This is a genomic window from Roseomonas sp. CCTCC AB2023176, from assembly GCF_042259275.1.
GTDB lineage: Bacteria > Pseudomonadota > Alphaproteobacteria > Acetobacterales > Acetobacteraceae > Roseomonas.
Genome location: NZ_CP170086.1, coordinates 4,908,460 through 4,932,312, shown reverse-complemented (window position 1 = coordinate 4,932,312; position 23,853 = coordinate 4,908,460). Strand labels below are relative to the sequence as shown.

At 71.2% G+C, this 23,853-nt stretch carries 25 protein-coding genes; 6 read left to right on the top strand and 19 right to left on the bottom strand.

The features are described 5' to 3' along the window. Window positions 1-7 precede the first annotated feature (7 nt). The 5 genes from ACE7GA_RS24730 to ACE7GA_RS24710 all read right to left on the bottom strand — a co-directional run bounded on the left by ACE7GA_RS24730 (window position 8) and on the right by ACE7GA_RS24710 (window position 4,751). The gene (locus ACE7GA_RS24730) at window positions 8-1,168 is read right to left on the bottom strand and encodes a mandelate racemase/muconate lactonizing enzyme family protein (protein WP_376093003.1); all 1,161 of its coding nucleotides are present in this window, start codon (window positions 1,166-1,168) and stop codon (window positions 8-10) included. Window positions 1,169-1,183: 15 nt separating this feature from the next. Beyond that, window positions 1,184-1,936 (bottom strand): CoA-transferase, encoded by a 753-nt coding sequence (locus tag ACE7GA_RS24725; protein WP_376093000.1) that lies wholly within the window; start codon window positions 1,934-1,936, stop codon window positions 1,184-1,186. Then, the gene (locus ACE7GA_RS24720) at window positions 1,933-2,760 is read right to left on the bottom strand and encodes a CoA transferase subunit A (protein ID WP_376092997.1); all 828 of its coding nucleotides are present in this window, start codon (window positions 2,758-2,760) and stop codon (window positions 1,933-1,935) included. Before ACE7GA_RS24720 ends, ACE7GA_RS24725 begins: the two co-directional genes overlap by 4 nt. Before the next feature lie 72 nt (window positions 2,761-2,832). Further along, the gene (locus ACE7GA_RS24715) at window positions 2,833-4,032 is read right to left on the bottom strand and encodes a hypothetical protein (RefSeq protein WP_376092994.1); all 1,200 of its coding nucleotides are present in this window, start codon (window positions 4,030-4,032) and stop codon (window positions 2,833-2,835) included. Then, entirely contained in the window at window positions 4,029-4,751 is a 723-nt protein-coding gene (locus ACE7GA_RS24710) for a dienelactone hydrolase family protein (protein WP_376092991.1), read from the bottom strand. The genes ACE7GA_RS24715 and ACE7GA_RS24710 overlap by 4 nt, the downstream gene beginning before the upstream one ends. Window positions 4,752-4,892: 141 nt before the next feature. Between ACE7GA_RS24710 and ACE7GA_RS24705 the strand changes: the two genes are divergently transcribed. Continuing rightward, window positions 4,893-5,396 carry a flavin reductase gene (locus ACE7GA_RS24705; RefSeq protein ID WP_376092988.1) on the top strand — a complete coding sequence of 168 codons (504 nt, stop codon included), beginning with the start codon at window positions 4,893-4,895 and terminating at the stop codon, window positions 5,394-5,396. 84 nt (window positions 5,397-5,480) lie between these two features. Here ACE7GA_RS24705 and ACE7GA_RS24700 read toward each other — a convergent pair whose 3' ends face one another. Beyond that, on the bottom strand, window positions 5,481-6,416 hold the full coding sequence (locus ACE7GA_RS24700) for a hypothetical protein (protein ID WP_376092985.1): 936 nt from the start codon (window positions 6,414-6,416) through the stop codon (window positions 5,481-5,483). Window positions 6,417-6,854: 438 nt separating this feature from the next. Between ACE7GA_RS24700 and ACE7GA_RS24695 the strand changes: the two genes are divergently transcribed. Beyond that, window positions 6,855-7,559, top strand: a complete 705-nt coding sequence (locus tag ACE7GA_RS24695; RefSeq protein WP_376092982.1) for a DUF2066 domain-containing protein — start codon at window positions 6,855-6,857, stop codon at window positions 7,557-7,559. A gap of 40 nt (window positions 7,560-7,599) precedes the next feature. On the opposite strand, the gene ACE7GA_RS24690 is transcribed toward ACE7GA_RS24695, so the two are convergent. From ACE7GA_RS24690 to ACE7GA_RS24650, 9 genes are all read right to left on the bottom strand, one after another. Beyond that, window positions 7,600-8,721, bottom strand: coding sequence for a branched-chain amino acid ABC transporter substrate-binding protein (locus tag ACE7GA_RS24690; protein WP_376092979.1), 1,122 nt, complete (start codon window positions 8,719-8,721; stop codon window positions 7,600-7,602). Between the two features lie 52 nt (window positions 8,722-8,773). After that, on the bottom strand, window positions 8,774-9,478 hold the full coding sequence (locus ACE7GA_RS24685) for an ABC transporter ATP-binding protein (RefSeq protein WP_376100518.1): 705 nt from the start codon (window positions 9,476-9,478) through the stop codon (window positions 8,774-8,776). A gap of 47 nt (window positions 9,479-9,525) precedes the next feature. Next, window positions 9,526-10,344, bottom strand: a complete 819-nt coding sequence (locus tag ACE7GA_RS24680) for an ABC transporter ATP-binding protein (protein WP_376092976.1) — start codon at window positions 10,342-10,344, stop codon at window positions 9,526-9,528. Continuing rightward, window positions 10,341-11,651 carry a high-affinity branched-chain amino acid ABC transporter permease LivM gene (gene livM, locus ACE7GA_RS24675; RefSeq protein WP_376100516.1) on the bottom strand — a complete coding sequence of 437 codons (1,311 nt, stop codon included), beginning with the start codon at window positions 11,649-11,651 and terminating at the stop codon, window positions 10,341-10,343. Before livM ends, ACE7GA_RS24680 begins: the two co-directional genes overlap by 4 nt. 107 nt (window positions 11,652-11,758) lie before the next feature. After that, window positions 11,759-12,673 (bottom strand): branched-chain amino acid ABC transporter permease LivH, encoded by a 915-nt coding sequence (locus ACE7GA_RS24670; protein WP_376092973.1) that lies wholly within the window; start codon window positions 12,671-12,673, stop codon window positions 11,759-11,761. 63 nt (window positions 12,674-12,736) lie between these two features. Continuing rightward, entirely contained in the window at window positions 12,737-13,360 is a 624-nt protein-coding gene (locus ACE7GA_RS24665) for a nuclear transport factor 2 family protein (RefSeq protein ID WP_376092970.1), read from the bottom strand. 60 nt (window positions 13,361-13,420) lie between these two features. Next, window positions 13,421-14,368, bottom strand: coding sequence for a LysR substrate-binding domain-containing protein (locus ACE7GA_RS24660; RefSeq protein WP_376092967.1), 948 nt, complete (start codon window positions 14,366-14,368; stop codon window positions 13,421-13,423). An 84-nt stretch (window positions 14,369-14,452) separates the two neighbouring features. After that, complete coding sequence (locus ACE7GA_RS24655; RefSeq protein WP_376092964.1) at window positions 14,453-16,189, bottom strand: HlyD family efflux transporter periplasmic adaptor subunit; 1,737 nt, start codon at window positions 16,187-16,189, stop codon at window positions 14,453-14,455. Beyond that, a complete protein-coding gene (locus tag ACE7GA_RS24650) occupies window positions 16,186-17,688 on the bottom strand; it encodes a TolC family protein (RefSeq protein ID WP_376092961.1) in 1,503 nt (500 codons plus the stop codon). The genes ACE7GA_RS24655 and ACE7GA_RS24650 overlap by 4 nt, the downstream gene beginning before the upstream one ends. Before the next feature lie 109 nt (window positions 17,689-17,797). Here ACE7GA_RS24650 and ACE7GA_RS24645 point away from each other — a divergent pair, with 109 nt between their 5' ends. Then, entirely contained in the window at window positions 17,798-18,079 is a 282-nt protein-coding gene (locus ACE7GA_RS24645) for a hypothetical protein (RefSeq protein ID WP_376092958.1), read from the top strand. Here the strand turns inward: ACE7GA_RS24645 and ACE7GA_RS24640 are convergent. From ACE7GA_RS24640 to ACE7GA_RS24625, 4 genes are all read right to left on the bottom strand, one after another. Continuing rightward, complete coding sequence (locus ACE7GA_RS24640; protein WP_376092955.1) at window positions 18,033-19,199, bottom strand: ABC transporter permease; 1,167 nt, start codon at window positions 19,197-19,199, stop codon at window positions 18,033-18,035. The two genes, ACE7GA_RS24645 and ACE7GA_RS24640, sit on opposite strands and share 47 nt — an antisense overlap. Continuing rightward, a complete protein-coding gene (locus tag ACE7GA_RS24635; protein WP_376092953.1) occupies window positions 19,199-19,903 on the bottom strand; it encodes an ABC transporter ATP-binding protein in 705 nt (234 codons plus the stop codon). Before ACE7GA_RS24635 ends, ACE7GA_RS24640 begins: the two co-directional genes overlap by 1 nt. Before the next feature lie 89 nt (window positions 19,904-19,992). After that, window positions 19,993-20,418, bottom strand: coding sequence for a hypothetical protein (locus ACE7GA_RS24630; RefSeq protein WP_376092950.1), 426 nt, complete (start codon window positions 20,416-20,418; stop codon window positions 19,993-19,995). Window positions 20,419-20,562: 144 nt separating this feature from the next. Further along, window positions 20,563-20,961 (bottom strand): SWIB/MDM2 domain-containing protein, encoded by a 399-nt coding sequence (locus ACE7GA_RS24625; RefSeq protein ID WP_376092948.1) that lies wholly within the window; start codon window positions 20,959-20,961, stop codon window positions 20,563-20,565. A gap of 352 nt (window positions 20,962-21,313) precedes the next feature. Between ACE7GA_RS24625 and ACE7GA_RS24620 the strand changes: the two genes are divergently transcribed. Genes ACE7GA_RS24620 through ACE7GA_RS24610 form a run of 3 tightly spaced genes read left to right on the top strand, consistent with a single transcriptional unit; the run spans window position 21,314 to window position 23,843 of the window. Continuing rightward, complete coding sequence (locus tag ACE7GA_RS24620) at window positions 21,314-22,180, top strand: fumarylacetoacetate hydrolase family protein (RefSeq protein WP_376092945.1); 867 nt, start codon at window positions 21,314-21,316, stop codon at window positions 22,178-22,180. Then, entirely contained in the window at window positions 22,180-22,887 is a 708-nt protein-coding gene (locus ACE7GA_RS24615; protein ID WP_376092942.1) for a polysaccharide deacetylase family protein, read from the top strand. Before ACE7GA_RS24620 ends, ACE7GA_RS24615 begins: the two co-directional genes overlap by 1 nt. Next, window positions 22,884-23,843, top strand: a complete 960-nt coding sequence (locus tag ACE7GA_RS24610; RefSeq protein WP_376092939.1) for a Bug family tripartite tricarboxylate transporter substrate binding protein — start codon at window positions 22,884-22,886, stop codon at window positions 23,841-23,843. Before ACE7GA_RS24615 ends, ACE7GA_RS24610 begins: the two co-directional genes overlap by 4 nt. Window positions 23,844-23,853 lie beyond the last annotated feature (10 nt).

The following is a 23,853-nucleotide window of genomic DNA, read 5'->3' as shown; positions in this document are numbered from 1 at the left end:
GCCGGCCCTATTCGGCCAGGTCCCGCATCACCCGGATCAGGTCCGACTTCCCCTCGAACCCGATGCCCGGGAGGTCGGGCATGGTGATGTGCCCGTCCTCCACCCGCACCCCGTCCGGAAAGCCGCCATAGGGCTGGAACAGGTCGGGGTAGGACTCGTTCCCGCCGAGCCCGAGTCCGGCCGCAATGTTGAGCGACATCTGGTGCCCGCCATGCGGGATGCAGCGGGACGGCGACCACCCCGCGACGTGCAGCACCTTCATCGTCCGGAGGTACTCGCAGAGTCCGTAGGACAGCGCGCAGTCGAATTGCAGCCAGTCCCGATCCGGCCGCATCCCGCCGTAGCGCAACAGGTTCCGCGCATCCTGGTGGGAGAAGAGGTTCTCCCCCGTCGCCATCGGTCCCGGGTAGAACTCCGTCAGCGCGGCCTGCAGCGCGTAGTCCAGCGGATCACCGGCCTCCTCGTACCAGAAGAGCGGGTAGTCCCGGAGCATCTTCGCGTAGGCGATGGAGTCCTCGAGGTCGAGGCGGCCATTCGCGTCCACGGCGAGCTGCGCCTTGCCGTCCAGTTCCTTCAGGACACCCTCGATCCGCGGACGGTCGACCTCGATCCCGTTGCCGATCTTCATCTTCACGACGGAATAGCCGCGGTCGAGGTAGGACCGCATCTCCGCCCGCAACTGCTCGATCCCCTTGCCCGGGTAGTAGTAGCCGCCTGCGGCATAGACGAAGACGCGCAGGTCCGCCTCGCGCCCGTGGCGCTCGGCCAGCAGCCGGAACAGCGGCTTGCCCGCGATCTTCGCGACCGCATCCCAGACCGCCATGTCGATCGTGCCGACGGCGACGGAGCGTTCCCCGTGCCCGCCCGGCTTCTCGTTCCGCATCAGCGTCGCCCAGATGCGGTCGGCGTCCAGGTTGTCGCCGGCATCGTTCAGGAGCGACGCCGGATCGGCTTGCAGCAGCCGCGGCGCGAAGCGGTCCCGGATGAGCCCGCCCTGTCCGTAGCGACCGTTGGAGTTGAACCCGTAGCCGACGACCCGCCGCCCGTCCCGCACGACGTCCGTCACCACGGCGACGAGCGAGAGCGTCATCTTTGAGAAATCGATATAGGCGTTAGCGATGGAGGAGGCGATCGGCACCGTCACCTCCCGCAGGTCCACGATGCGCATGGGAATTCCTTCGGTTCAGGCCGCCGCGGCGCGGCCCCAGACGCGCGCGCAGAACTCGGGGTAGGTTTCCAGCATCTCGTCGCAGACGGGGCCGCGCAGCAGGCCGCGCTCGGCCTCCGTCGGCGCTGGCGTGGTCGGCACGTCGCCTGGCGCGTCGAATTCGAAGCCGGTGTTCGCGCGGATGCTCTCGACCATCTCGCCGGGATGGATGCTTTCGAGCGTGAAGCGCGCGCGCACCGCGTCGAAGCGGAACACACAGCGGCCCGTGACCAGCGCCTGCGCCGTGCCGCGCCGGAACACCTCGGGCGCCGAGACGCCGGGGGCGGAGACGTGGTCCACGCGCGGCACCAGGACGCGCGCCGAGTGCTCTTCGCGGAACAGGATGGTCCGCGGCGTCATCATGTACATGAAGGCCGAGCCGAAGGACCCGGGGAAGCGCACACCGTCGCCCGGCCATTCCCCGGTCCCGATGAGGTTCAGGTTCGCCTGCCCGTCGATCTGCCCGCCACCGAGGAAGAACAGGTCGATCCGCCCCTGTCCCGTCAGGTCGAAGAGTTCCCGCGACCCTTCCGTGAACGGATTGCCGCTGCGCCGGTGCAGCAGCGACAGCCGGATCGGATGCCCCGACTTCCGCACGAGCCAGCACGCGGCCGCCGGGATGGGAGAGGCCGCGCCAACCGCCACGTGGCGCACCAGCGGCGCCGCGGGGTCCAGGATCAGCCGTGCCAGAGCGCAGGCCAGCACCTCTTCCGGAGCGGCGTCGTTCATTCCGCCGCGAGCCGCGCGGTACGCCCGTACACGTGCTCCCCGCACCACGTCGAGAAACCTTCGTCCGTTCGTGCCGCACGGGCGTAAGCCGCGACGTAGGCGGCATCGAACGGATATTCGTCCAGCAGCGCCACGGGATGCGCGCCGCGCTCTGCCACCGCGAAGGCCTCGACGTAGGTCGCCGAAATCGTGCCAGGCGCCAGCCGCTCATCCTCGAGGAAGTTGCCGGGCACCACCCGCTCCACCGTCGCGAGCAGCCGCTTCGATGCGTGCGCCAGCGTCGCCAGTTCCCGCCGCCGGCCGACCCAGAGGTTCCCCGCCTCGTCCGCCATGACAGCATGGATCGCCGCCACGTCGGGCGACAGCGCGGGCAGTGCGACGATCGGGTCCGGCGCTTGCGAGAACGGGTTCTGGATCACCCGCCAGTCCGGCCGGTGCGCCAGGATGTCGCTGCCGATGATGCCGCGCAGCGGCAGGAAGGGCACGCCCTTCTCCGCGGCCTGCAGCATCGTATGGATCGCCGGGCAGGTCGCGTCGCGCACGACGATCTGCCCCGCCTTCACCGCGGCGGAGAAGCGCGGCGCGAAGCCCGCCTCGCCGAGCGACACCGCGCTCGTCTCCACCTCCGCCACGCAGCCCGCGCCGATCAGCAGGTCCGTCGCGAAGCCCGAGACGGGAACGCCGAGCAGCCGCAGCCCCCGCGCCCCGCGCCGCACCAGCGCCTTCGCGATCGCGACCGAGGGCAGGGAGTTGTCCGGCGGCAGGGCCAGCAGCGCGCCGTCGGGGACCGAGGCGGCGAGATCGTCGGCGGCAACGTGGATCACGGCGCGCTCCCGGAAGGTCTCGCCGGTTCTACGCCCGCGCTCGCCCGGCGCGGAAGGGGCGGGCGATCCCGGTCAGGATGGATCGAAGGGACTGACGCCGAACCCCGCCAGCGCCGCCCAGGCATTCGCCGCGAGGTGCCCTCGCGCGGGATAGCGAAAATCCGCGACGCCCGGCGTGACCCCCGTCTCCAGCCCCGTGGTCAGCCAGGGCACCGAGGCCGCGGTGATCCACCCATCCGTCCGCGTGTGGCGGGCGAGGGTGGAGGCGAAGCGCGCCGCATTCGCCTCCCGCCCGCGCCGGCGCAGCAGCAGGACAGCCTGGGCGGTGCCCTCCATCCAGATCCCGTCGCGGTCCAGGTCGAAATCCACGCCGTCCAGCTCCGTCGCGGCCGCCCCCGCCGGCAGGCCATGGCGCGAAAGGGCCCAGTCCAGCGCGGGGGCGAAGGCGGTCTCCCCGGGCCAGGTGAGAAGCGGCCAAAGGTTGGCATCCAGCCCCGAGTCCCCGTTTATCGACCCGTCGGGCCGCAGCCCGACGGCGAAGCGCCCCTCTGCCGGCAGCCAGAGCGACCGCACGAGCGCCGCTGCATGCGCCGCGGCCAGCGTGCGACCGAGACGGGCGAAGGCGATGGAGAGGTCAAGGTTCTGCTCGGTCGAGATCCAGGTGAGCGCGGCCGGGTTCGGCTCGTGCCCGACGAAGCCGCCGCGAAAACCGTGCGGGCCGCGCAGCGTCTCCAGCCAATCCGCGGCGCGGGCCGCCGGCACCGCGAAGCGCGGACCCAGGGCGGTCCAGAGCAGGACGCAGAAGGCCACCGGACCCGCAGCGGCGCCTGCGGCGTAGCCGTCCTCGATCCACTGCCCGCCGCGCGCGTCCCACCAGCCCGGCGGGCGGGCGGAGCGCGGCGCCTCGGCGAAGACCCGCCCCGCGGCGTAGGCATTCCGCAGCCGCCCGTCGCGCCAGTGGCGGTCCTGGTCCTGAACCAGTGCCAGGGCCGTGCCGATCCGTTCCGCCCCCGCGCGGTCCCCGCCCGCGAGGAGGGCGAGGCCGGCCAGGGCATTGTCGTAGGTGTAGGCGACCTCGGCATGGGTAAGGTCGAAGGCCTCGCCGCCATCCGTCACGAAGGACTTCAGCAGCGGCGGCCCGTCGGCGGCCGCGACGGCCGCGCGGATCGGGGCGAGTGCGCGGCGTCCGAGGGCAGGCCAGTCCACGGCCACACCTTGCGCGGCGGCCGGCGCGGCAACGGCCACCGCCAGCACACCGCGGCGGGCGATCACCCGTTCAGCGTCCGGTCGAGCAACTCCGCTGTCCGGCCATTCGCGATGGTGGCGGCGAGGCCGTCCCAGGAGTGGCCGCCCATGCGCGCAAAGGCGTGGTCCTTCCCCGGATAGCTGTGGACGGTGACGTTGGGGTTGCGGCCGAAGCCTTCCTCGATCGCGGCCTGGGCCGGCGGGGGGACGAATTTGTCGGCGCCCGCGACGTGCATCAGCAGCGGCGTGTCCACCTCGTCCGCCTGCCCCGTCAGCCCGTCCAGCCCGACTCCGTAATAGGACACGTTGACGTCGGAATCCGACTTGATCGCCATCAGCACGGCCATGCGGCCGCCAAGGCAGAAGCCCATCGTCCCCGCGCGGCCGTTGCCGCCCGGCATGGTCCGCGCGTGGACCAGCGTGGCCTTCAGGTCCTCCACGCCCTTGTCCTGGTCGAAGCCGTTCATCAGGGCGAACGCGCGGTCCCATTCCTCCTTGCTGCCGTCGGTCAGCTCCACGCCGGGCTGCTGCCGCCAGAAGAGGTCGGGGCAGACGGCCACGAAGCCCATGTCCGCGACCCAGCCACACAGGGCACGCATCGCGGCATTCACGCCGAAGATTTCCTGGATCATCACGACGGCCCCATGCCGCGCCTCGCCGGCAGGGCGGGCGACGTAAGCCGAGAAGGAGCCGGAGCCGTCGCTCGCGGGGATGGTGATTGTGCTCGTCTCGACGCTCATGGGCATGCGGGGTCCTCCTCGACCGAAGGGTTAGGGCAGATCGCGGGAGGGAGGAACGCCCTGCCGCGCAAATCCCACCCGCCCCGCCGTGCGGTTCACAGGGGGCGGAGGCGTCGCTACATGCCGGGCAGACCGAAGGACGCCCCGATGGCTCCGGCCACCCTCCTCCCAGACCGGCAGCAGTTCCGCGACGCCATGGCGCGCCTCGGGGCCGCGGTGACGGTTGTCACGACCGACGGGCCAGCGGGCCGGGCCGGCTTCACGGCCTCCGCCGTCTGCAGCGTGACGGACAGCCCGCCGACGCTGCTGGTCTGCATGAACCGCAATTCCCGCCTGAATCCGGCGGTGAAGGAGAACGGGCGCCTCTGCGTGAACGTGTTGTCGGCGACGCAGCAGCACCTGTCCGACACATTCGCGGGGTTCACGGGCGCGGATTCCGACGCGCGCTTCGGGGAGGGCGACTGGCTCACCCTCGTCACCGGGGCCCCGGTGCTGTCGCAAGCCGTCGCCGCGCTGGACTGCGAGATCGAGGAGGTGCTGGAGAAGGGCACCCATTCCGTCATCTTCGCCGGTGTCCGGGCTATCCGGCTCGGCGCGCCGGGGCCGGCGCTGATCTGGTTTTCCCGCGATTATCACCCGATCGGCGCCTGACCTGGGGCGCGAACGAAAAAGGCCCGCCCCGCGGGACGGGACGGGCCTTCCGGTCGGTGCCGGCGCCGTCAGGCGCCGACGGTGTCAGGCAAGCGTGCGGCGCTCGGTCATCAGGATCATGTCCCGCGTTCCGGCCCGGCTGCCCAGGATGGTCGCGATGGCGCCGAGCAGCAGCGCCGCAAAGATCCAGAAGGACGCGGCGGCAGCACCGGTTGCCGCGGCGTTCGCCGCCTCGCGTGCGCGCTGCTCCGCCTCCTGCGCCGTCCGCTGCGCCTCGGCCTCATAGGACTGGATGCGCTGGGCCGCTTCCTGCTCGGGGATCCCGGCCTCGGCCGCGACGAGGCGGTTCAGGCGGGTCCGGTCGTCGTTGGACAGGTTGCCGTTGGCGACGCGCTTGCCGAGCAGGGAGGTGATCTCCGCCGCGCGCTGCTCCGTCGTCATCCGCGCGACGTCCGTCGGGCCGGAGAGGGCGAGGCGGGCACGGTTCAGAAGATCGTCCGCATCCACGCCCTGCGCCGCCTGGCCCGCGGCACCCGCCGCGCCGCCGGCGACGCTCGAGGCCGCCTGGGTCACGCCGCCCGCGACGGAGGACACCGCCCGTCCCGCCGTGCTCGCGACCCCGGTGGCGAGGTTGCCGAGGAGCACGGCCGAGACAAGGTAGGCCGTCGCCCAGACCGCGAGGCCGTGCAGCGTGGCGTCGCGCTTGTCCGAGGTGCCCGAGAGCCGGGCCGCCACGTAGCCGCCGACCGCGAGGCCGAGCAGGTTGGCGACGAGGAGCCAGATGGCGCCGGTGATCCCGAAGGTCGAGGCATTCGGCGTGTCGCGCTGCACCGCATCCACCGCCGTCGCACCGATCGCGACGCCGAGGATGTTTAGCATGGCGCCGACCGCCACTGCCACGAGGGCGCCGGCGAGGATGGCCCCCCAGGAGATGCGGTGGCGGAGGACGGGCGCGCCTTCCGGCGCACCGGCGGAGGCAACGGTTGTCGCCGTGACGTCGCGTCGCGTGATATCCGACATGGCGGATGGGTCTCCCGGACGCCGCCCGTACGGCGGCGCTTCGGGCGTGCAACGTCAGGTTGACAGTCCGGGTTGCCCGCCAACGGCGCACCATGAACGAGACGATTCCTTGATGCCTTGCCCGGCACGCCCCGCCGCAGAAACGCAGAAGGCCCCGGAGCCGAAGCTCCGAGGCCTTCCCATCGCGTGGCCGGTTCGCGGCCCGCGTCGCCTGGTGACCCGTCGGGACTAGCGGCCGACGGTGATCCGGGCCACGGGCGCGGAGCCCTTTGCAAAGCGATGAGACACCGGATCACCTCCTTTCGTTTGTTGACGCTTCCAAGGTGGGGAAAGGCGATGCGGGGATCAAGCGGGAATACGGCTCGTTCCGCTGGCGTGCCACGGCGGGTGCTGGTCGCGGGGGCCCTGGCTTCGCCTGTGGCGGCCTTCGCGCAGGGCGTGCCCGACGCGCTGGTTCCGGACGCATGGGTCACCGTAACGGTGCGCACCGATGCGCCGGGACGGTCGGACCGAATCGCCGCGCTGCGCCGCGCGCTGGGCGTCGCCCTGGCGCGGCTGTCGGGCAATCCGGCGTTGGACGGCGACCCGAGGCTGGAGAGGGAGGACGTCGCTCCGCTCGTCCTCGACCTGTCCTACGAGGACGTGATGATCGACAAGCCGCTGAACGACGAGCAGGGCACGCGCGACAGGCCGTTCCTGCTGACGGTTCGGTTCGAGGCGGGGGCGCTGATCCGTCTGCTGAACAGTCTCGGCGAGAAGCCCTGGCTCGGTCCGCGTCCGCGCGTCGCGCCGATGCTGACCCTACGCTTTCGGGACGGGGCGGAGCGGCCCCTGACCGCCGATGACCCGCTGTTGGATCGGCCGCGCGCCGCCCTCACGGCTGCTGCCACGCGGTATGCGGTCCCGGTCGCACTTCCCGGGGCCGGGGCCGGGGCCGGGACCGGGGTCGGGGCCGGGGTCGGAGCGGGCGAGGTACCGCGCCGGGCGATTCGTCTCGACGCACGGCTCGAGTGGGTGGATGCCGAGTTCGGCTGGCGGGGGTCGTTCGCCCTCCGGGGAGATGTTTGGGGCGTGTCCGGGGTCAGCCTGGACGAGGCGTTTCGCGTGCTCGTGGGTGGGGCGGCGCTCCGCCTACGGCAATAGGAACGGCCCGGCCAACCGGGCCGGGCCGTTCCCAATTCGATTAAATCTGCGTGTAGGCGCCGTTGCGCCAGACGTAGAACACGTAGTCCGGCGTCGTCACGTCGCCCTTCGCGTCGAAGGAGATCGGGCCGAGGACCGTCTGCCACGGGCCGTTCGCCTTCATCCGCTCCGCAACGCGACGCGGTTCAATGGAATTCGCGCCTGCCGCTGCGGCCGCCCAGATCTGCAGCGCGGCGTAGGTGTAGAGGACGTATCCCTCCGGATCGATGTTGCGGGCGCGGAAGCGGCCCACTACGTCGGCCGCCTGCGGGCGGCGGCGGGGGTCGGATGAGAAGGTCATCAGCGTGCCCTCGCCGGCCGGGCCGCTGATCTGCCAGAACTCGTTCGTCACAAGCGCGTCGCCACCGATGAGCGTGGGGTTCATCCCCTGCTCCTTGGCCTGGCGGATAATGAGCCCGGCCTCGGTGTGGTAGCCGCCGATGTAGATGACTTCGACATTGGCGGAGCGCAGGCGGGACACGACGGCGCTGTAGTCGCGCTCACCCGGCGTGTAGGCGGTGAAGAGCGTCTCGGTGACGCCCGCGGCGTTGAGCGACTTCTTCGTCTCGTCCGCCAGGCCCTTCCCGTAAGCGGAGTTGTCGTGAAGGATCGCGACGCGCTTGCCCTGGAAGTTCTGCGCGATGTAGCGCCCGGCGACGAGGCCCTGCTGGTCGTCGCGGCCGCAGGTGCGGAAGGTGTTCCAGCCCCCTTCGTCCGTGAAGCGAGGGTTTGTCGAGGCCGGGGAGATCTGCAGCACGTTCTCCTCGGCGTAGACCTTGCTCGCGGGGATCGAGGAGCCGGAGCAGAAATGGCCCGCGACGACCGAGACGCGGCGCCCGGCGACCTGGTTGGCGACCGAGACGGCCTGGCGCGGGTCGCAGGCGTCGTCACCGATCTCGAGCGCGAGCTGGCGCCCGAGGACGCCGCCTGCGGCGTTGAGGTCGGTCACGGCCTGCTCCGCGCCGTTCTTCAGCTGCGCGCCGAAGGCGGCGTACTGGCCGGTCATCGGCCCGACGGAGGCGACGCGGATCGGGCCGGAGCCCTGCGCCCAGGCGCCGCGCGCCGTGAGGAGGGCGGGGGTGGCGAGGGTAGCACCCAGCAGGGTGCGGCGGTCGAGGGACATTGCTGGTCCTCCTTGAGGGTTAAGCGACGGTAAGGTGATCGGTACCCGGCGATCAATGGGCCCCGAGATAGGCGTCGCGCACTTCCGGCCGCGCCAGCAGCTCGGCGCCCGAGCCCTCCAGCGTGATCCGGCCGTTGACGAGGACGTAGGCGCGGTGAGCGAGGCGGAGCGCCTGGTTCGCGTTCTGCTCCACGAGCAGCACGGTCAGCCCGGTCCGCGCGTTGAGGTCGCGGATGGCCGAGAAGATCTGGCGGGAGATGAGGGGCGCGAGACCGAGCGAGGGCTCGTCCAGCAGGAGAAGGCGCGGCTTGGCCATCAGAGCGCGGGCGATCGCCAGCATCTGCTGCTCCCCGCCCGAGAGTGTCCCACCGCGCTGGCCTTCCCGTTCCTTCAGGCGCGGGAACAGCGTGAAAGCCTGTTCCAGCCCAGGGCCGGGATCGACGCCGAGGGCCTGCGCGCCCATCAGCAGGTTCTCCCGCACCGACATGCGGGGGAAAACGCGGCGACCTTCCGGGGACTGCGCGATCCCCGCGCGGGCGATGCGGTGAGTCGGCCAGGCCGTGATGTCCGTGCCGTCGAAGACCACCTGCCCGGACCGGGCGCGCGGGGCTCCGCAGATGGTCATCAGCAGCGTGGACTTGCCCGCGCCGTTGGCACCGATGAGCGTGACGATCTCGCCGGGATCCACGCGGACGGAAACGCCCCGCAAGGCCTCGACGGCGCCGTAGGCGGTGAAGACGTTCCGCATGTCCAGCATCGGCGCGGCGTGGGTCGCGGCCGGCGCGGGGGCGAGGCGGGTCGCGCTCATGCCGCCTGCTCCGCCGGAACCTCGTCCTCGTCGCCCTCGCCGAGATAGGCAGCGATGACCTTGGGATCGCGCCGGACCTCCGAGGGCGTACCGTCTGCGATCTTCACGCCGTGATCCAGGACGACGACGCGGTCGCTGATGGTCATCACCACGCCCATGTCGTGCTCGATCAGAAGGACGGAGGTGCCTTCGTCGCGGATGGTACGGATCAGGGCCGAGAGTTCCTCGGACTCACGCGGATTCAGGCCGGCCGCCGGCTCGTCGAGGCAGAGGAGGGAGGGCTGCGTGCACATGGCCCGCGCGATCTCCAGCCGCCGCTGCGCGCCGTAGGGGAGGGATGCCGCGGGTTCGTCGGCGCGCTCCAGAAGCTGCGTCGCCGCCAGCCAGCGCTTCGCGAGGTCCACCGCTTCGCGCTCGGCAGCGGGATAGCGGGACAGGCCGAGGATCGCGCCGATGCCGAAGAAGGTCGCGGCCTGCAGCCGGTTGTGCTGCGCGACCAGCAGGTTCTCGAGCACCGTCATCCCGCCGAAGAGGCGGATGTTCTGGAACGTGCGGGCCACGCCCTCCCGCGCGATGCGGTGGCCGGCGAGGCGGTGGAGGTCGCGCGCCCGGCCCTCGTGCTGCAGCCGGATCGTCCCGTCGCTCGGCCGGTAGAAGCCGGTGATGCAGTTGAAGACCGTGGTTTTGCCGGCGCCGTTCGGGCCGATCACTGCCGTGATCTCGTTGCGCCCCGCGGCGAAAGAGACGCGGTTGACGGCGGTCAGGCCGCCGAAGCGCATCGTGAGGTCCTGGACTTCGAGGATCGGCTGGCTCATCCCCGGCCCTCCCCGACATGCTCGCCGGATATGGCGCGGCGCTTGCCCAACGTGACCGACGGCGTGCGGGAGGAGACGAGGCCGCGCGGGCGCCAGACCATGATGACGACCATGGCCGTCCCGAAGACGAGCATGCGCCACTCGTCGAGGCCGCGGAACACCTCGAACCCGCCGATCATGACGAGCGCCGCGATGGCGACGCCGAGTTGCGACCCAAGGCCGCCGAGGACGACGATCGCCAGAATGATCGCGGATTCGATGAAGGTGAAGGATTCCGGGGAAATGAAGGCCTGCCGCGTCGCGAAGAAGGCCCCGGCGAAGCCGCCGAACATCGCCCCGATCGCGAAGGCCGAGAGCTTCGTGTTCGTGACGTTGATGCCGAGGGCGCGGGCCGCGATCTCGTCCTCCCGCAGCGCCTCCCAGACACGTCCCAGGGGCTGGCGGCGCAGGCGAAGCGTGACCCAGTTCGTCAGCAGGGCGAGGACGAGGATCACGTAGTACAGGAAGACGACGCGATGCGTCGGCGAGGGCTCGATCCCGAAGAGCTCCGCGAAGGAGCCGGGCCCGCCGCCGGCGGAGAAGGTGTAGCCGAAGAAGCTGGGCCGCGGGATGCCGCCGATGCCGTTCGGACCGCCCGTCAGCGACACCCAGTTCAGCAGGACGATCCGGATGATCTCGCCGAAGGCCAGCGTGACGATCGCGAGGTAGTCGCCCCGTAGCCGCAACACGGGGAAGCCCAGCAGCACGCCCCAGAAGGCCGCGAGGATCCCCGCCAGCGGGAGGCAGACCCAGAAGGATAGCCCGAAGGTCGTGGAGAGCAGAGCGTAGGAATAGGCCCCGACTGCGTAGAAGGCGACGTAACCGAGGTCGAGCAGCCCCGCGAGCCCGACGACGATGTTCAGCCCCCAGCCCAGCATGACGTAGGTCAGGACGAGGATGCCCAGGTCCAGCGTGGAGCGGCTCGTCCCCGGGATCCAGGGTAGCAGCAAGGCCAGTGCCAGCAACGCCGGCGCCACGACGACGCCGACCTTCCCCCAGGCGACCGGCAGCCGCACGCCGGAACGCGCGGCCCGCGCGGCGCCGAAGAGGTTCATCAGCAGTCGCCCCGCGAAGGCGATGGCGACGAGGATCAGGACGTCCGTCCAGCGCGTCCGGACGAAAAGCCCGCCGCCCGCGTTCGACACGTCGGTCCGCAGCCCGACCAGGGGGATGAAGAGCAGCGCCGCAACGGCCGCGGTAATGACGGCGTCGCGCAGTGCCTCGGCCAGGGGCGGCCGGCCCGGTGCCGACCCGGCATCGCGCGGCATGCCGCCGGACTGCCCCGGCGCGGGCACGCCGTCCGACCGGTGCGGAGCGCCGCCGGAGGTGGTCGCGCCGGTCGCGGCGCCCTCGCCGCGAGGCCCGAGGCTGACGCTCATACCTTCTCGACCTCCGCCCGGCCGAGCAGGCCCGTCGGCATGAAGATGAGGACGAGGACGAGGATCGCGAAGGTCGCGACGTCCTTGTACTGGATCGAGAAATAGGCGGACCAGAAGGTCTCGATCAGCCCGATCAGCAGGCCGCCGAGCACGGCCCCGGGCAGCGACCCGATGCCGCCGAGCACCGCCGCCGTGAAGGCCTTCACGCCGACCAGGAAGCCCGAGAAGAAGTCGATAACGCCGTAGCGCAGCAGCCACATCGTTCCCGCGACGGAGGCCAGCGCCGCGCCGATCACGAAGGTGATGGAAATCGTCCGGTCCGTGTCCACGCCGAGGAGGGAGGCCATCTTCCGGTCCTGCTCCGTCGCCCGCATGGCGCGCCCGAGCGGCGTCCGCGTCACCAGCCAGGTGAAGACCGCGAGCACGACGAGGGTCAGCACGATGATGAGGATCTGCATGACGGAGATGGACGCGGCGAACCCGTCGCTCGACCAGACCTGGAAGTTGCCGCGGATCACCGGCTCGATCGGCTTGGGCCGCGCGCCCTGCGACACCTGCACGTAGTTCTGCAGGACGATGGACATGCCGATCGCCGAGATCAGCGGCGCCAGTCGGAAGGACCCGCGCAGCGGGCGGTAGGCGATCCGCTCGACCGACCAGCCGTAGAGCGCCGTGACCATCATGGAAACGAGCAGCACCAGCAGCACCGCCGCCGGTCCCTCCATCACCCCGCCCATCCCGACCAGCACCAGCACGATGAGGGAGACGAAGGCCCCGACCATGAAGATGTCGCCATGGGCGAAGTTGATCATCCCGATGATGCCGTAGACCATCGTGTAGCCGACCGCGATCAGCCCGTAGATCATGCCGAGCGCGACGCCGTTGATGAGCTGTTGCAGCGCGTAACCCAAGCGCGAATCCCTTGTTTCGTGAGCGTCCCTTGGCTGCAACCTACGCGGGAAGAGAGCCGGGCGCTATTCTTCCCATCGCAGCGGGTCGCCCCGTAGCCAGGATTGACCCGCCGCGTAAAGGGCCTGGACCTTGTCCCCCCTCAGCCCGGGCATGTCGGTTTTCACGTCGTAGCCGATCCCGGTCTGAAGATAGGCGAGGTGGCGGTAACCCTCCGGGAACCGGGCGAGAAGGGCGGGGTCCAGGTCCAGTCGAGCGGCCGGGTCCACGGGGTCCATGCGATCCTTCTCGTAGATCGGCTGGCGGAGGACGATCTTCCAACCATCCGCCTTCTCCTCGACGAAGTCGTAGAACCGCCCGGTGCAGACGACATCCACGAGGACCCCGTGCACCTCCGCGCGCTGGGAGATCGTCATCTTCGTCTGCGAGATGGCCCTCTTCCCCGCCCCTCCCTCCGAGACTTCCACGGAACAGCCGCCGAGGAAGTGGAGGATGGAGACGCCGCGGGCCCAGCCGGCCTTGCTCGCCTCAATGAAGCCGGCGGCGGGCGCCTGGCACCAGGTCGCCATCATCCGGCCCTCGGGCGCCCAGCACGTCGAGAAGCGATTCCAGTCCCCGGCGTCACGCCAGACCGCCCAGTTCTGGATGAGCTCCGCCACCTGGAGGCGGCGGATCAGGTCGTTGTCCATCGGGGCCTCGCGATGCGTCGGCGCGGTCATGCCCGCCCGGCGCGCGGACCGCCAGCCCTGCTAGGCCAGCGGGCGCGTCTCGGGCCGGCCATGCACCGCGACCGTGCCCAGGCGCACCATCGCGTCCCGGATGACGTCGCGCAGCGCCCGCACTTCGGTGATCCGGCCGAAGCTCGGCCGATAGAAGAGGGAGATGTCGCGCCCAGGGGAGCCGTCCCGGATCAGCCGATAGGCCACCATGTCGTCCAGCAGGGACCCGACCTGAACCGCCAATTGGGGAAGCACGGAACATCCGAGGCCCGCGCCCACCATCTGCCGCAGCGTCTCCAGCCCCGTGGCCCGGACCGCCCCGTTCCGGCCGCAGCCGGGGAAGGCCTCCATCACGTGGTCGCGGAGGCAGTGGCCGTCGTCGAGCAGGATCATTTCGTCGGCTGGCACGTCCTCCCGCCGCACCTTCTCCGCCACGGCCAGGCGATGGTCGCGCGGGACGGCGAGGACGAAGACCTCCCGGAACAGCGGCAGTTCTGAGAGTTCCACCTGCCGGATGGGCGAGGAGGCAAGGAGCGCGTCGATCTCCCCCGCCTCAAGCTGCCGCACCATCGGCGCTGTCAGCGCTTCGGACAGGGTCAGCCGCAGCCGCGGGTAGCGTTCCCGCAGCGGCGGCAGGATGATCGGCGCGATGTAGGGCGCAAGGGTCGAGATGACGCCGAGGTGGAAGGACCCGCCGAGGAGTTCCCCGCCGGATTGCGCCACCTCCAGCAACCGCCGCCCTTCGCCGAGCACGGTGCGCGCCTGCGCGACGACGGCCGCGCCCCGCTCGGTCACGAGGATGGTGCGGCTGGCCCGCTCGAAGACCTGGACGCCAACGTATTCCTCCAACTTGCGGACCTGGGCCGACAGGGTCGGCTGGGAAACGGCGCAGGCCTCCGCGGCCTTGCCGAAATGCAGGTGGTCCGCGACGGCGACGAGATATTCCAGGTCCCGGAAGGACAGGCCTGCGAGGTTCACGCGTTCAGTTCCCCAACAGCACGGCGTCGCCGGGCCGAAGCGCCCCGCGCACCTCGATCCCGCCGGGCGTCGAGACGCCGACGGTCACGGGGACCGTCCGGACGGTCCCCAGCGCTTCCCGCACCCGCACCGCCCGGCCCTCGCCCTCCGCGACGATGGCGGAGGGGGCAGGACGATCGCTTGCGCGTTCTCATAGGCGATGATGGACATGCTGGCGGACATGCCGACGGCGAGTTTCGCCCGGTCCTCCGGCGAGAGCCCGTCCACCGCGACCGTCACTGCGAAGGTCGCCATCCCCCCGCGGCCCTGCTGCCCCGACGTCGCCTGCGCCGCGACGCTTGAGACCCGGCCCCGCAGGTCGAGTCCCGCAAAGGCGTCGCCGGACACGCGCACCGGCTGGCCGACGCGCACGCGGGCCACGTCGATCTCGTCCACGTTGGCGCGGACGAGGAAGGATTCGAGGTTGCCGATGGTGAACATCGCCTGCCCGCGGGACACGCGGGAGCCGACCTCCACCGTCTCGCGCCGCCCGGTGCCCTGCGCCTCCGGCGGGAAGAGGATGACCCCCGTCACCGGCGCCGTGATCTCCGCCCGCGTCAGGTCGGACTCCAGGTCCCGGACCTTCACCTCGGCATTGGCGAGTTCCAGTTCCGCGATCCGCAGATGCTCCGCATCGCCGCGGGCGATGGTCTGGTCCAGGTCCTGGCGCGCGGCCTGCAACTGCAACTGCTGGTTCCGCTGCTGCTGCTGCAACGTCCGCATTTCCTCCGCCGCGACGATCCCGCGGGAGAGGAGCATCTGCGTCTGCGTCACGCGGGTGCGAAGGTCGTTGCCCTCCATTTCCGCCGCAACGACCTGGCGGCGGGCGCGCGACACCTCCGCGCCATTGGCCCAGCCGCGGAGTTCCTCCACGCGCTGGCGGGCACGGATCTCGCCGCTGCGCGCGTCACGCAGCCGCACCTCGACCTCCGCGCGGTCCAGCCGCAGCAGCGGGGCGCCGCGCTCCACCTGGTTGCCGTACTGGAACAGCCGTTCCTTCACGATCCCGTCGAAGGGCGCGACGATGCTGACGAGCGCACCGGCATCCAGTTGCCCGACGACCGCGACGGTCAGCGACACGGGCTGCGGGACGACGGGGATGGTGCCGAAGGTCGGCGTGTCCACCTGCGCCGCGCTGCGCGTGAAGTCGAGCGATGGCGCCCAGGCGTAGAGGCCGGCGCCGGCGAAGAGCCCGAAGACGACGAGCGTGGCGGCGATCCGCACCACCGCCAGCCGCCGGGTCGTGTTGCGCAGCGTCTGGGCCGATGCTTCCAGTTCCAAGTAGGCCGATTGCAGTTTCCGGTGCTGTTCCGAGAGTTCGGCCGAGAGCCGCTCCACCTCCGTCACGTCGGCGAAGGTCGCGGTCAGCCCCAGTTTCCCGCGCTGCGGCCCCACGCGGATGCGGTAGGCGTTGCTCGTCACGGCCAGGCGCCGCGGCCGGCCGCCGATCGCGATGTCCACCACCTCCCGCCCGCGCGATTCCCCGCCGACCGGCGCAAGCACGGCGTCGAGGAAGGCGTCGGTGCCCTCCTCCGACAATACGGATTGCAACGTCTGCCCGACCGCCGCCTCCGCATCCCAGCCCAGCATCCCGGCGCCCGCGCGGTTCACGGCGGTGATCCGGCCATCCGGCCCGACCGTCACCACGCCGTCCGTCATGGAATCGAGGGCGCTGCGGTAATCAAGGCCGAGCCGGTCGAGCGCGGCGTCGGCCGCCTCCCCGGTCAGCGGTGCAACCGGATCGGGCCCGCTGCCCCCTGTCGGCACGGTGTCCGGGGTCATCCGTCGTTGAGCTCGATGCGCCAGGTGTCGAGCGTCGTACCGAGGACCTGATCGAGGACGTTGAGCGTATTGAGGTAGCCGATGACGGCCTGGAGTTCCGTGCTCTCCGCCTGCTGCAACGAGGCCTGGAAGGAGACGACCTGGAAGTTGCTGGACCGCCCGGCCTGAAGCTTCGCGAGCTCGGCCTCCAACTGCTGCGCCGCGAGTTCCCGGGCGCGGCGTGCGAGTTCCGCCTGGCGCCGCTGGATGTCCACGTTGCGGACCGCATCCTCGACCTGCTGCCGCACGCGGTCGCGTGCGGTTTCCAGCGCCAGTTCGGACTGCCGGAGGTTGATGCCCGCGGTCACCTCCTGCTGTTCGCGCGTCAAGTAACCGATCGGGACGTTAAGCTGCAGTCCCACGCTGAAGTCGGACCGCACGCGGCCCAGGGCGTCCACCGTTTCCAGCACGTCCGTCCGCCGGACGTTGTTGCCGCCGGATGCCACGAGGTTGAGGTCCCAGAGCCGCTGGTTCCGCGCGACGTCGAGCTGGATCCGGTTGATCTCGATGGCCAGCAGCGTGCCGAGGTAGTTTGGCTGGTTCGCGTATGCCGTCTCCAGCGCCCGGTCCAGCGACACGGTGACCGAGGGCGCCCCTGGCCGGTCCGCCGCCACGATCCGCGACGCCGGATCCGCGGCCAGCAGCGTCAGCAGCGACAGCCGCGCCGCCTCGTTCTGGTTCCGCGCGCCGAGGAGCGAGAGTTCCAGCGAGGCCACGCTCGCCTCGGACTGCACGAGTTCCACCTGGGCCAGCCGTCCCGCGGCAATCAGCAGGCGGTTGACCTCGACGAGGTCGCGGGACCGGCGCAGCGCCTCTTCGGCGATGCGGACCTGTTCCTGTGTCGTCAGGAGTGTGCGGTAGGCCAGGATGATGCCCGTGATCTGGTCGATGACCGCGCCCTTCACCCGCAGCCGGCTGTTCTGCTCGCTGATCCGGGCGATGCGGATGGGGGCGGTCGCATAATCGATCCCGCCCCGCGCCAGCAGGGGCTGGACGACTTGGAAACTGACCTGGCCCGTCCCGAGCCTCGGCTGGTCGCGCACGTTGGTTTGGGCCGCATTCCAGCCGAAGGTCAGGCGGGCGCCCGTGGGGGCGTCCCAGGTCACGACGGGGCCTAGCGTGATCTGGGTCTGACGGACATCCGCCGCGCGGCTGCGCGTGGCCGCGGCTGCGATGTCCAGGCGGGGTGTGAAGGTGTTCTCCGCGACGCGCAGGGCGAAGCGATCGGAGACGCGCTGGAGGTACTCGCCCCGAATGGCCCGGTTGTTCCGGATCCCGAGGTAGACCGCCTCCGGCAGGCTGAGCGCCGCCGGCGCGGCGTTCGAAGCCGAGGCGGCCAGCGGCGTGGAGCGCGGCCTAGTCTGCGCGGCGGCCGGACCTGCGGCCGGACCCATGATCGGACCGGCGACCGCCAGGCCCGCGGCGACCAGCACCGCACCCCGTCCGATCCTGCCGGTCACAACCATGGGATGGGTTATTCCACCGACGGTCCGGCCGCGGCAAGCGCCACTCCCTTCCGGTGCGGTCCGGCGTCGCGCAGGATGGGTCCGGGAAAGGGGAGTAATCGCCGTGCCCGGCTTCATCGTTCGCGCGCTGCTGCCCGCGGCGTTCGTGCTCGGCTGCGCCGAGCCGGCGGTGCTGCGTGCGCCGCCCGGTGGGCCAAGCATGCCGGAGCCGGTGCTCGGCGCCTCGCTTCCCCTGCCGGCCCTGGCGGAGCCGACCGGGGGGCCGCTGATCGCGCTGCCGCCGAACCGGGGCGACGGGCCGACGGCGCTCTCGCCGTCGACGCTGTCAGCCGTTCCCATCACTCAGACCGCAGTGCCTCGATCGGGTCGAGCCGCGACGCCATGACGGCGGGGTAGAAGCCGAAGAAGACCCCGACCGCGGCCGAGACCCCGGCGCCGAGTGGCGCCGCCACCGGGGAGAGGACGAAGGTCCAGCCCGACAGCCGTGCGAAGCCCCAGGCGCCGGCGATCCCGACGGCGATACCGAGGATGCCGCCGACGAGGGCCAGCACCACGGCCTCGGACAGGAAGAGAGCCCGTATCTCGGACCGCCGCGCCCCGATCGCGAGGCGGATGCCGATCTCCCGCCTGCGCTCGGCGATCGAGATGATCATGATGTTCATCACCCCGACCCCGCCCAGGATCAGCGCGATGCTGCCCACGGCGCCGAGCAGCAGCGTGAACAGCTGCATCTGGCTCGCCATGCCCGCGAGCAACTGGCGGGCGCTCTGCACGCCGAGCGTCGCGTCGCGCAGCCGCGGCTCCAGCACCGTCCGGATTCCGGCCGAGGCCACTTCCGGATCGGCCTCCGGCGTCAGGCGGAGGAGAACGGTGGAGATGGTCGGCTCCGGCATCAGCCGCCTGGCATTGGGGATGGACACGAAGAGCGAACCGTCCGCGTCCACCGGCATCATGGGGGAGGGGAGGGATGGGGCCAGGATGCCGACCACCCGCAGCACGTAGCGCCCGGCCCGGATCTCGCTGCCCACGCCGACGCGGGAATAGGGCGTGGACAGGTCGTTCGCGAGGCGCGCGCCGAGCACCCCGTACAATTCATACTGGTCGAAGGAGGACACGAAACGGCCGGACGCGGTCGAGAGCCGCGCGACGCGGAGGAACCCGTCCGTTGTCGCGACGGTCGTGGCGCTTCGCGTCTGCCCCTCGAAGGCGACGGGTCCGCCGCCGAGGATGAGCGGCGCCACCTCCGTCACGCCCGGGACGGTCTGCGGCAGCGACTGGATGTCGGGCAGGGTGAAGCCGCCGAAGGCGCCCTCGTAGCGGATCGCCAGGATGTCGGTGCCCATCGCGCGGAACTGCTGGATCGTCTCGTTCCGGGCCATCGCGCCGACGTTTAGCATGGCGATGACCGCGCCGGCGCCGACGACGATGCCGAGCAGCGCGAGCGCCGCGCGCTGGCGGGAGGCGAGGAGGCCCACCACGGCCTCCCGCAGGACGCGGCTGAGCATCAGACGGCGACCAGCGGCCGCGGGGCCGGGATCGCCGAATCCGTCGCGATCCGCCCGGCATCCAGCATGATCCGCCGGGGGCACTGCGCCGCGACCTTCGGGTCGTGCGTGATGATGAGGATGAGGACGCCGAGTTCCCGGTTCATGGTGAGGAACAGGTCCATGATCTCCTGGCTGACCTTCGGGTCCAGCGCGCCGGTCGGTTCGTCGGCGAGCACCACGGCCGGCTCACCCACCAACGCGCGGGCGATCGCGACGCGCTGGCGCTGGCCGCCCGAGAGCTGCGCGGGCATGTGCTCCGTCCGCTCCTTCAGCCCCACGCGCTCGAGCATCGCCAGTGCCCGGCGCTTCGCTTCGCCCTCCGCAACGCCGCGGTAGAGCAGGGGCAGCGCGACATTGCGCCACGCGTTCATGCGCGGCAGCAGGAAGAAGGACTGGAAGACGAAGCCGATGAGGCGGTTCCGCAGGCCCGACAGGGCGTCGGGCTTGGCCTTCAGCACGTCCTCGCCCCGGATCGTGTAGGTGCCCGTGCTCGGCCGGTCGAGCAGGCCGATGATGTTCATCAGCGTCGTCTTGCCGGACCCCGAGCCGCCCATCACGGAGACGAGCTCGCCTTCCCCGATCCGGAGGCTGATGCCCTTGAGGATCTGCATCTGGCTCGGCCCCACGGCGAAGGACCGGGTGATGTCGCGGAGATCGAGCATGGCGGGAGGGTAGGGTGCGGCCGGCGACGCGGCAAACCGCCGGCGCGGGGCGCCGGCGGTCGGTCAGTCCGCGGTGAGCCGTCCCGTGATCAGACCGGGCGGCACTGCGTCAGGCGAATGAAGGGCGCGCGGCCCGCGCCGTTGTCGTGCACCACGGACACCGTGCCGAGCGAGATGTTGGCGTTGGTGCCCGAGCCGAACCTGATGGTCTGCTGCTCGTAGGAGCCGAGGCGCTGGATGGGCAGGGACGGGCTGAACAGCGTGACGTCCCGCGGGAACCCGCTGAGGGTGATGGTCACGGAGCGCGCCACCGCCGACTGGTTCTGCACCTGCAGGGAGTATTCGAAGCGGTTCTGCCCGTCCACGAAGGTCGCGCCACTGACAAAGACCGAGTTGATGAAGACGTTGTTGGCGCAGAGGTTGTTGTTCTGGGCCGCCGCGTTGTCGCCGCTGATGGTCAGGAGGGGCAGCGAAAGCGCCGCACCGGCCAGGGCGATCTTAAGGCTCTTGATCATCGAAGGTTCCTCTTGGTGCCCGGAACCGAACCGGGCATGTGTGGAACCGTATCTTTCGGTGTCCGGTCCGAACAGGCAGAGGACCCTATCGCCGCGATAGGCCGCGGCGAACCGGGGCGCGCGTGGCGCCCCGGCCACGGCGCGTCAGCTCAGGTGCTTCGCGAGGTGCTTGTTCATCTCGAACATCGAGACGCTCGCGGCGCCGCCGAAGACCTTCTTCAGCTTGTCGTCGGCGTTGATCTGCCGCTTGTCCTTCTGGTCCTGCAGCCCGTTGGCCTTGATGTACTCCCAGACCTTCGACACCACGGCGCCGCGGGCCATCTTGCCCTCGCCGACCACGGCCGCGAGGTCGGGGGAGGGGGTCAGCGGGGTCTGCAGCGCGTTGGGCTTGCCGGTCTTCGGCGTCTCGGTCGTCTTCGGGGCCGCCTTCTTCTTACCGGCCTCGGGCTTGGCCGCAGCCGTGGTCGTCTTCGCCGCAGCCTTCGGCGCCGCCTTGGCGGGCTTCTCGGCCGGCTTGGCCGGCTTGGTCGGGGTCTTCGCCATTCGTGTCCTCCGTCGGGGATCCACCCGATTCGCGATCCGAATCGCCCTCCATCGGGTCCTCACCGCTTTCGCAGAGCGCGCGGCGCGTCAGCAAGGGCCTCTGCGCCCTCCACGACGGTATTCCGGGCAAATCCCCCTCTTGGGCCCCCCTGTGTGGATTCCGGGTGCCATCGGACGCGCCCTCGGCGCGACCGGCGGGCCCGCGATGGTCATGCTGCAGCGCGGCGTGACGCCCGAGTCGCGCCGGCATCCGTGGCGTGGATCGGCGTCATTGACCGGCCGCGGGAACGGCGCCTTGACCCCGCCGGCCCGCCGCGCGAACCCTGCCCGCCATGGGACGGGGAGGACGGCGGTGCGGCTGATCGCGTATCGCGAGGACGGGCGCGCGTCGCTCGGCATCCGGCTGGGCGAGGAGGTCGTGCCGCTCGGCGCCGTCACGCCCGGACTGCCGGCGGACCCGGTCGCGGCGATCGCCGCCCTCCACCTCCCCGCCGCCGCCCCCGACCTGGCCCGCCGCGCCGCGGCCTGCGGTACGCGCCGTCCCCTCGCCGGCCTGCAACTGCTTCCCCCCGTACCGCGGCCGGGGAAGATCGTCTGCATCGGCCTGAACTACGCGCTGCACGCGAAGGAGGGGAACAACCCCATTCCCGACTACCCCGCCGTGTTCATGCGCGGCGCCACCTCCCTCGTCGGCCCGGACGCCGCGATCGTGCGGCCGAAGGCCTCCCAGAAGCTGGACTGGGAAGCGGAGCTGGTGATCGTCATCGGCCGCCGCGCCCGGCACCTGTCGGAAGCCGACGCACTGTCCTGCGTCGCCGGCTATTCCTGCATGAACGAGGGGTCCGTCCGCGACTACCAGCGCAAGTCCACGCAGTGGACGATCGGCAAGAACTTCGATTCCAGCGGCTCCTTCGGGCCGGAGATCGTCACGCCCGACGAGATCCCGCAGGGCCCGAACAAGCTGCGCATCTCGCTCCGCGTGAACGGGGAGACGATGCAGGACAGCAACACGGACGACATGATCTTCTCCGTCCCGAAGATCATCGCGACGCTCTCCGAGGCCATGACGCTGGAGCCCGGCGACGTCATCGCGACCGGCACGCCGTCGGGCGTCGGCTACCCCCGCACCCCGCCGCGCTTCATGACCCCGGGCGACGTGGTGGAGGTGGAGATCGAGGGCATCGGCATCCTCCGCAACACCATCGTGGACGAGGCCTGATGGCGCGCGCGGCGCCCGACACGGCCGCGCCGCGGAGAGGGGCGCCCGCGCCCGCCATCACGCTGACCTTCGACAACGGCCCGGAGCCCGAGGTCACCCCCGTTGTCCTCGACGTGCTGCGCGCGCGCGGGCTGCGCGCGACCTTCTTCGTCCTCGGGCACAAGCTGGCCGAACCCGGCCGCCGCGCCCTCGCCGAGCGAGCGGCGGCGGAGGGCCACTGGATCGGCAATCACTCCTGGAGCCACGCCGTGCCACTCGGCCAGGCGCCGGACGAGGCGCGCGTGGCCGATGCGGAGATCGGGCGCACCCAGGCCCTCCTCGGCCCGCTCTCACACCCCGACCGTTACTTCCGGCCTCAGGGCGGGGCAGGGGCCCTGGGCCAGCACCTGCTCAGCCAAGCCGCACTCGACCACCTTGTCCGGCACCGCATGACCTGCGTCCTCTGGACTGCCGTGCCCGGCGACTTCCGTGACCCCGAGGGCTGGGCGGAAACGGCCGAGGCGCAGTGCGCCGGGCCGGACCCTGTCGTGCTCGTCCTGCACGACCTGCCGAACGGCGCGGTGCGGCACCTCGACCGGTTCCTCGGCACGGTGGCGGACCGCGGCGCGCGCTTCGTCCAGGATTTCCCCGACCGTGTCGTCCCGCTTCGCCGGGGTGAGCGGACCGGCCGGATCGCCGACTACGTCACCCTGGGAGAAGTCGCGTGACCCCGCGCCGCATCCTCCTCGCCGCCGCGGCGGCAATGCCGGCCGCCGCCCGCGCGCAGATCGCCTGGCCCAACCGCCCCATCCGACTGATCGTGCCCTTCGCCGCGGGCACGACCACCGACATCCTCGGACGCATCCTCGCCGAGGCCATCGCGAGGGAGGTCGGCCAGCCCTGCGTCGTGGACAACCGGGCGGGGGCCGGGGGCAATGTCGGCAGCGTCGCCGTCGCCCGTTCCGCGCCGGACGGGTACACGCTCCTGCTCGGCACCAACGGCACGCACGGGATCAACACGTCCCTCTACCCCGATGCGGGCTTCGACCCGGTGCGGGACTTCACCCCGGTGGTGCCCTTCGTGACCACGCCAGTGATTCTGGGCGTGCCCCCTGCGCTCGGCGTGTCGTCGGTTGCGGAACTCGTCGCCCTCGCGAAGCGGCGGTCGCTGTCCTTCGCCTCCGCCGGCAACGGCACGACGGGCCACCTGTCCCAGGCCTTGTTCAACCTGCGGGGCGGGGTCGAGACGCAGCACATCCCCTACCGCAACGCCGGCCAGGCTGTGACCGACCTGATCGCAGGGCGGGTGGACGCGATGTTCTACCACCCGCTCGGCTTCAAGCCGCACATCGAGGCGCGGACCGTCCGCCCGCTGGCGATCACCGGGGCTGCGCGCCTTTCGAACCTGCCCGACCTGCCGACGATCCAGGAGGCGGGCCTGCCGGACTTCATCGTCCTCGGCATCTGGTCGCTCTACGGCCCCACCGGGCTGGCCGAGGAGGTCGTCGCCCGGCTGAACCGCGCCGCCAATGCCCTGCTCGCCGACCTCGCCGCCCTCGCCAACCTCCGCGCCCAGGGCGTGGAGCCGCTGGGCGGTCCCCCGGAACGCCTCGCCGTCATGACGCGCGATGAGGTTTCGAAGTGGCGCCCGATCATCGCCGCCGCCAACATCCGCCCGGACTAGCCGGAGGAAC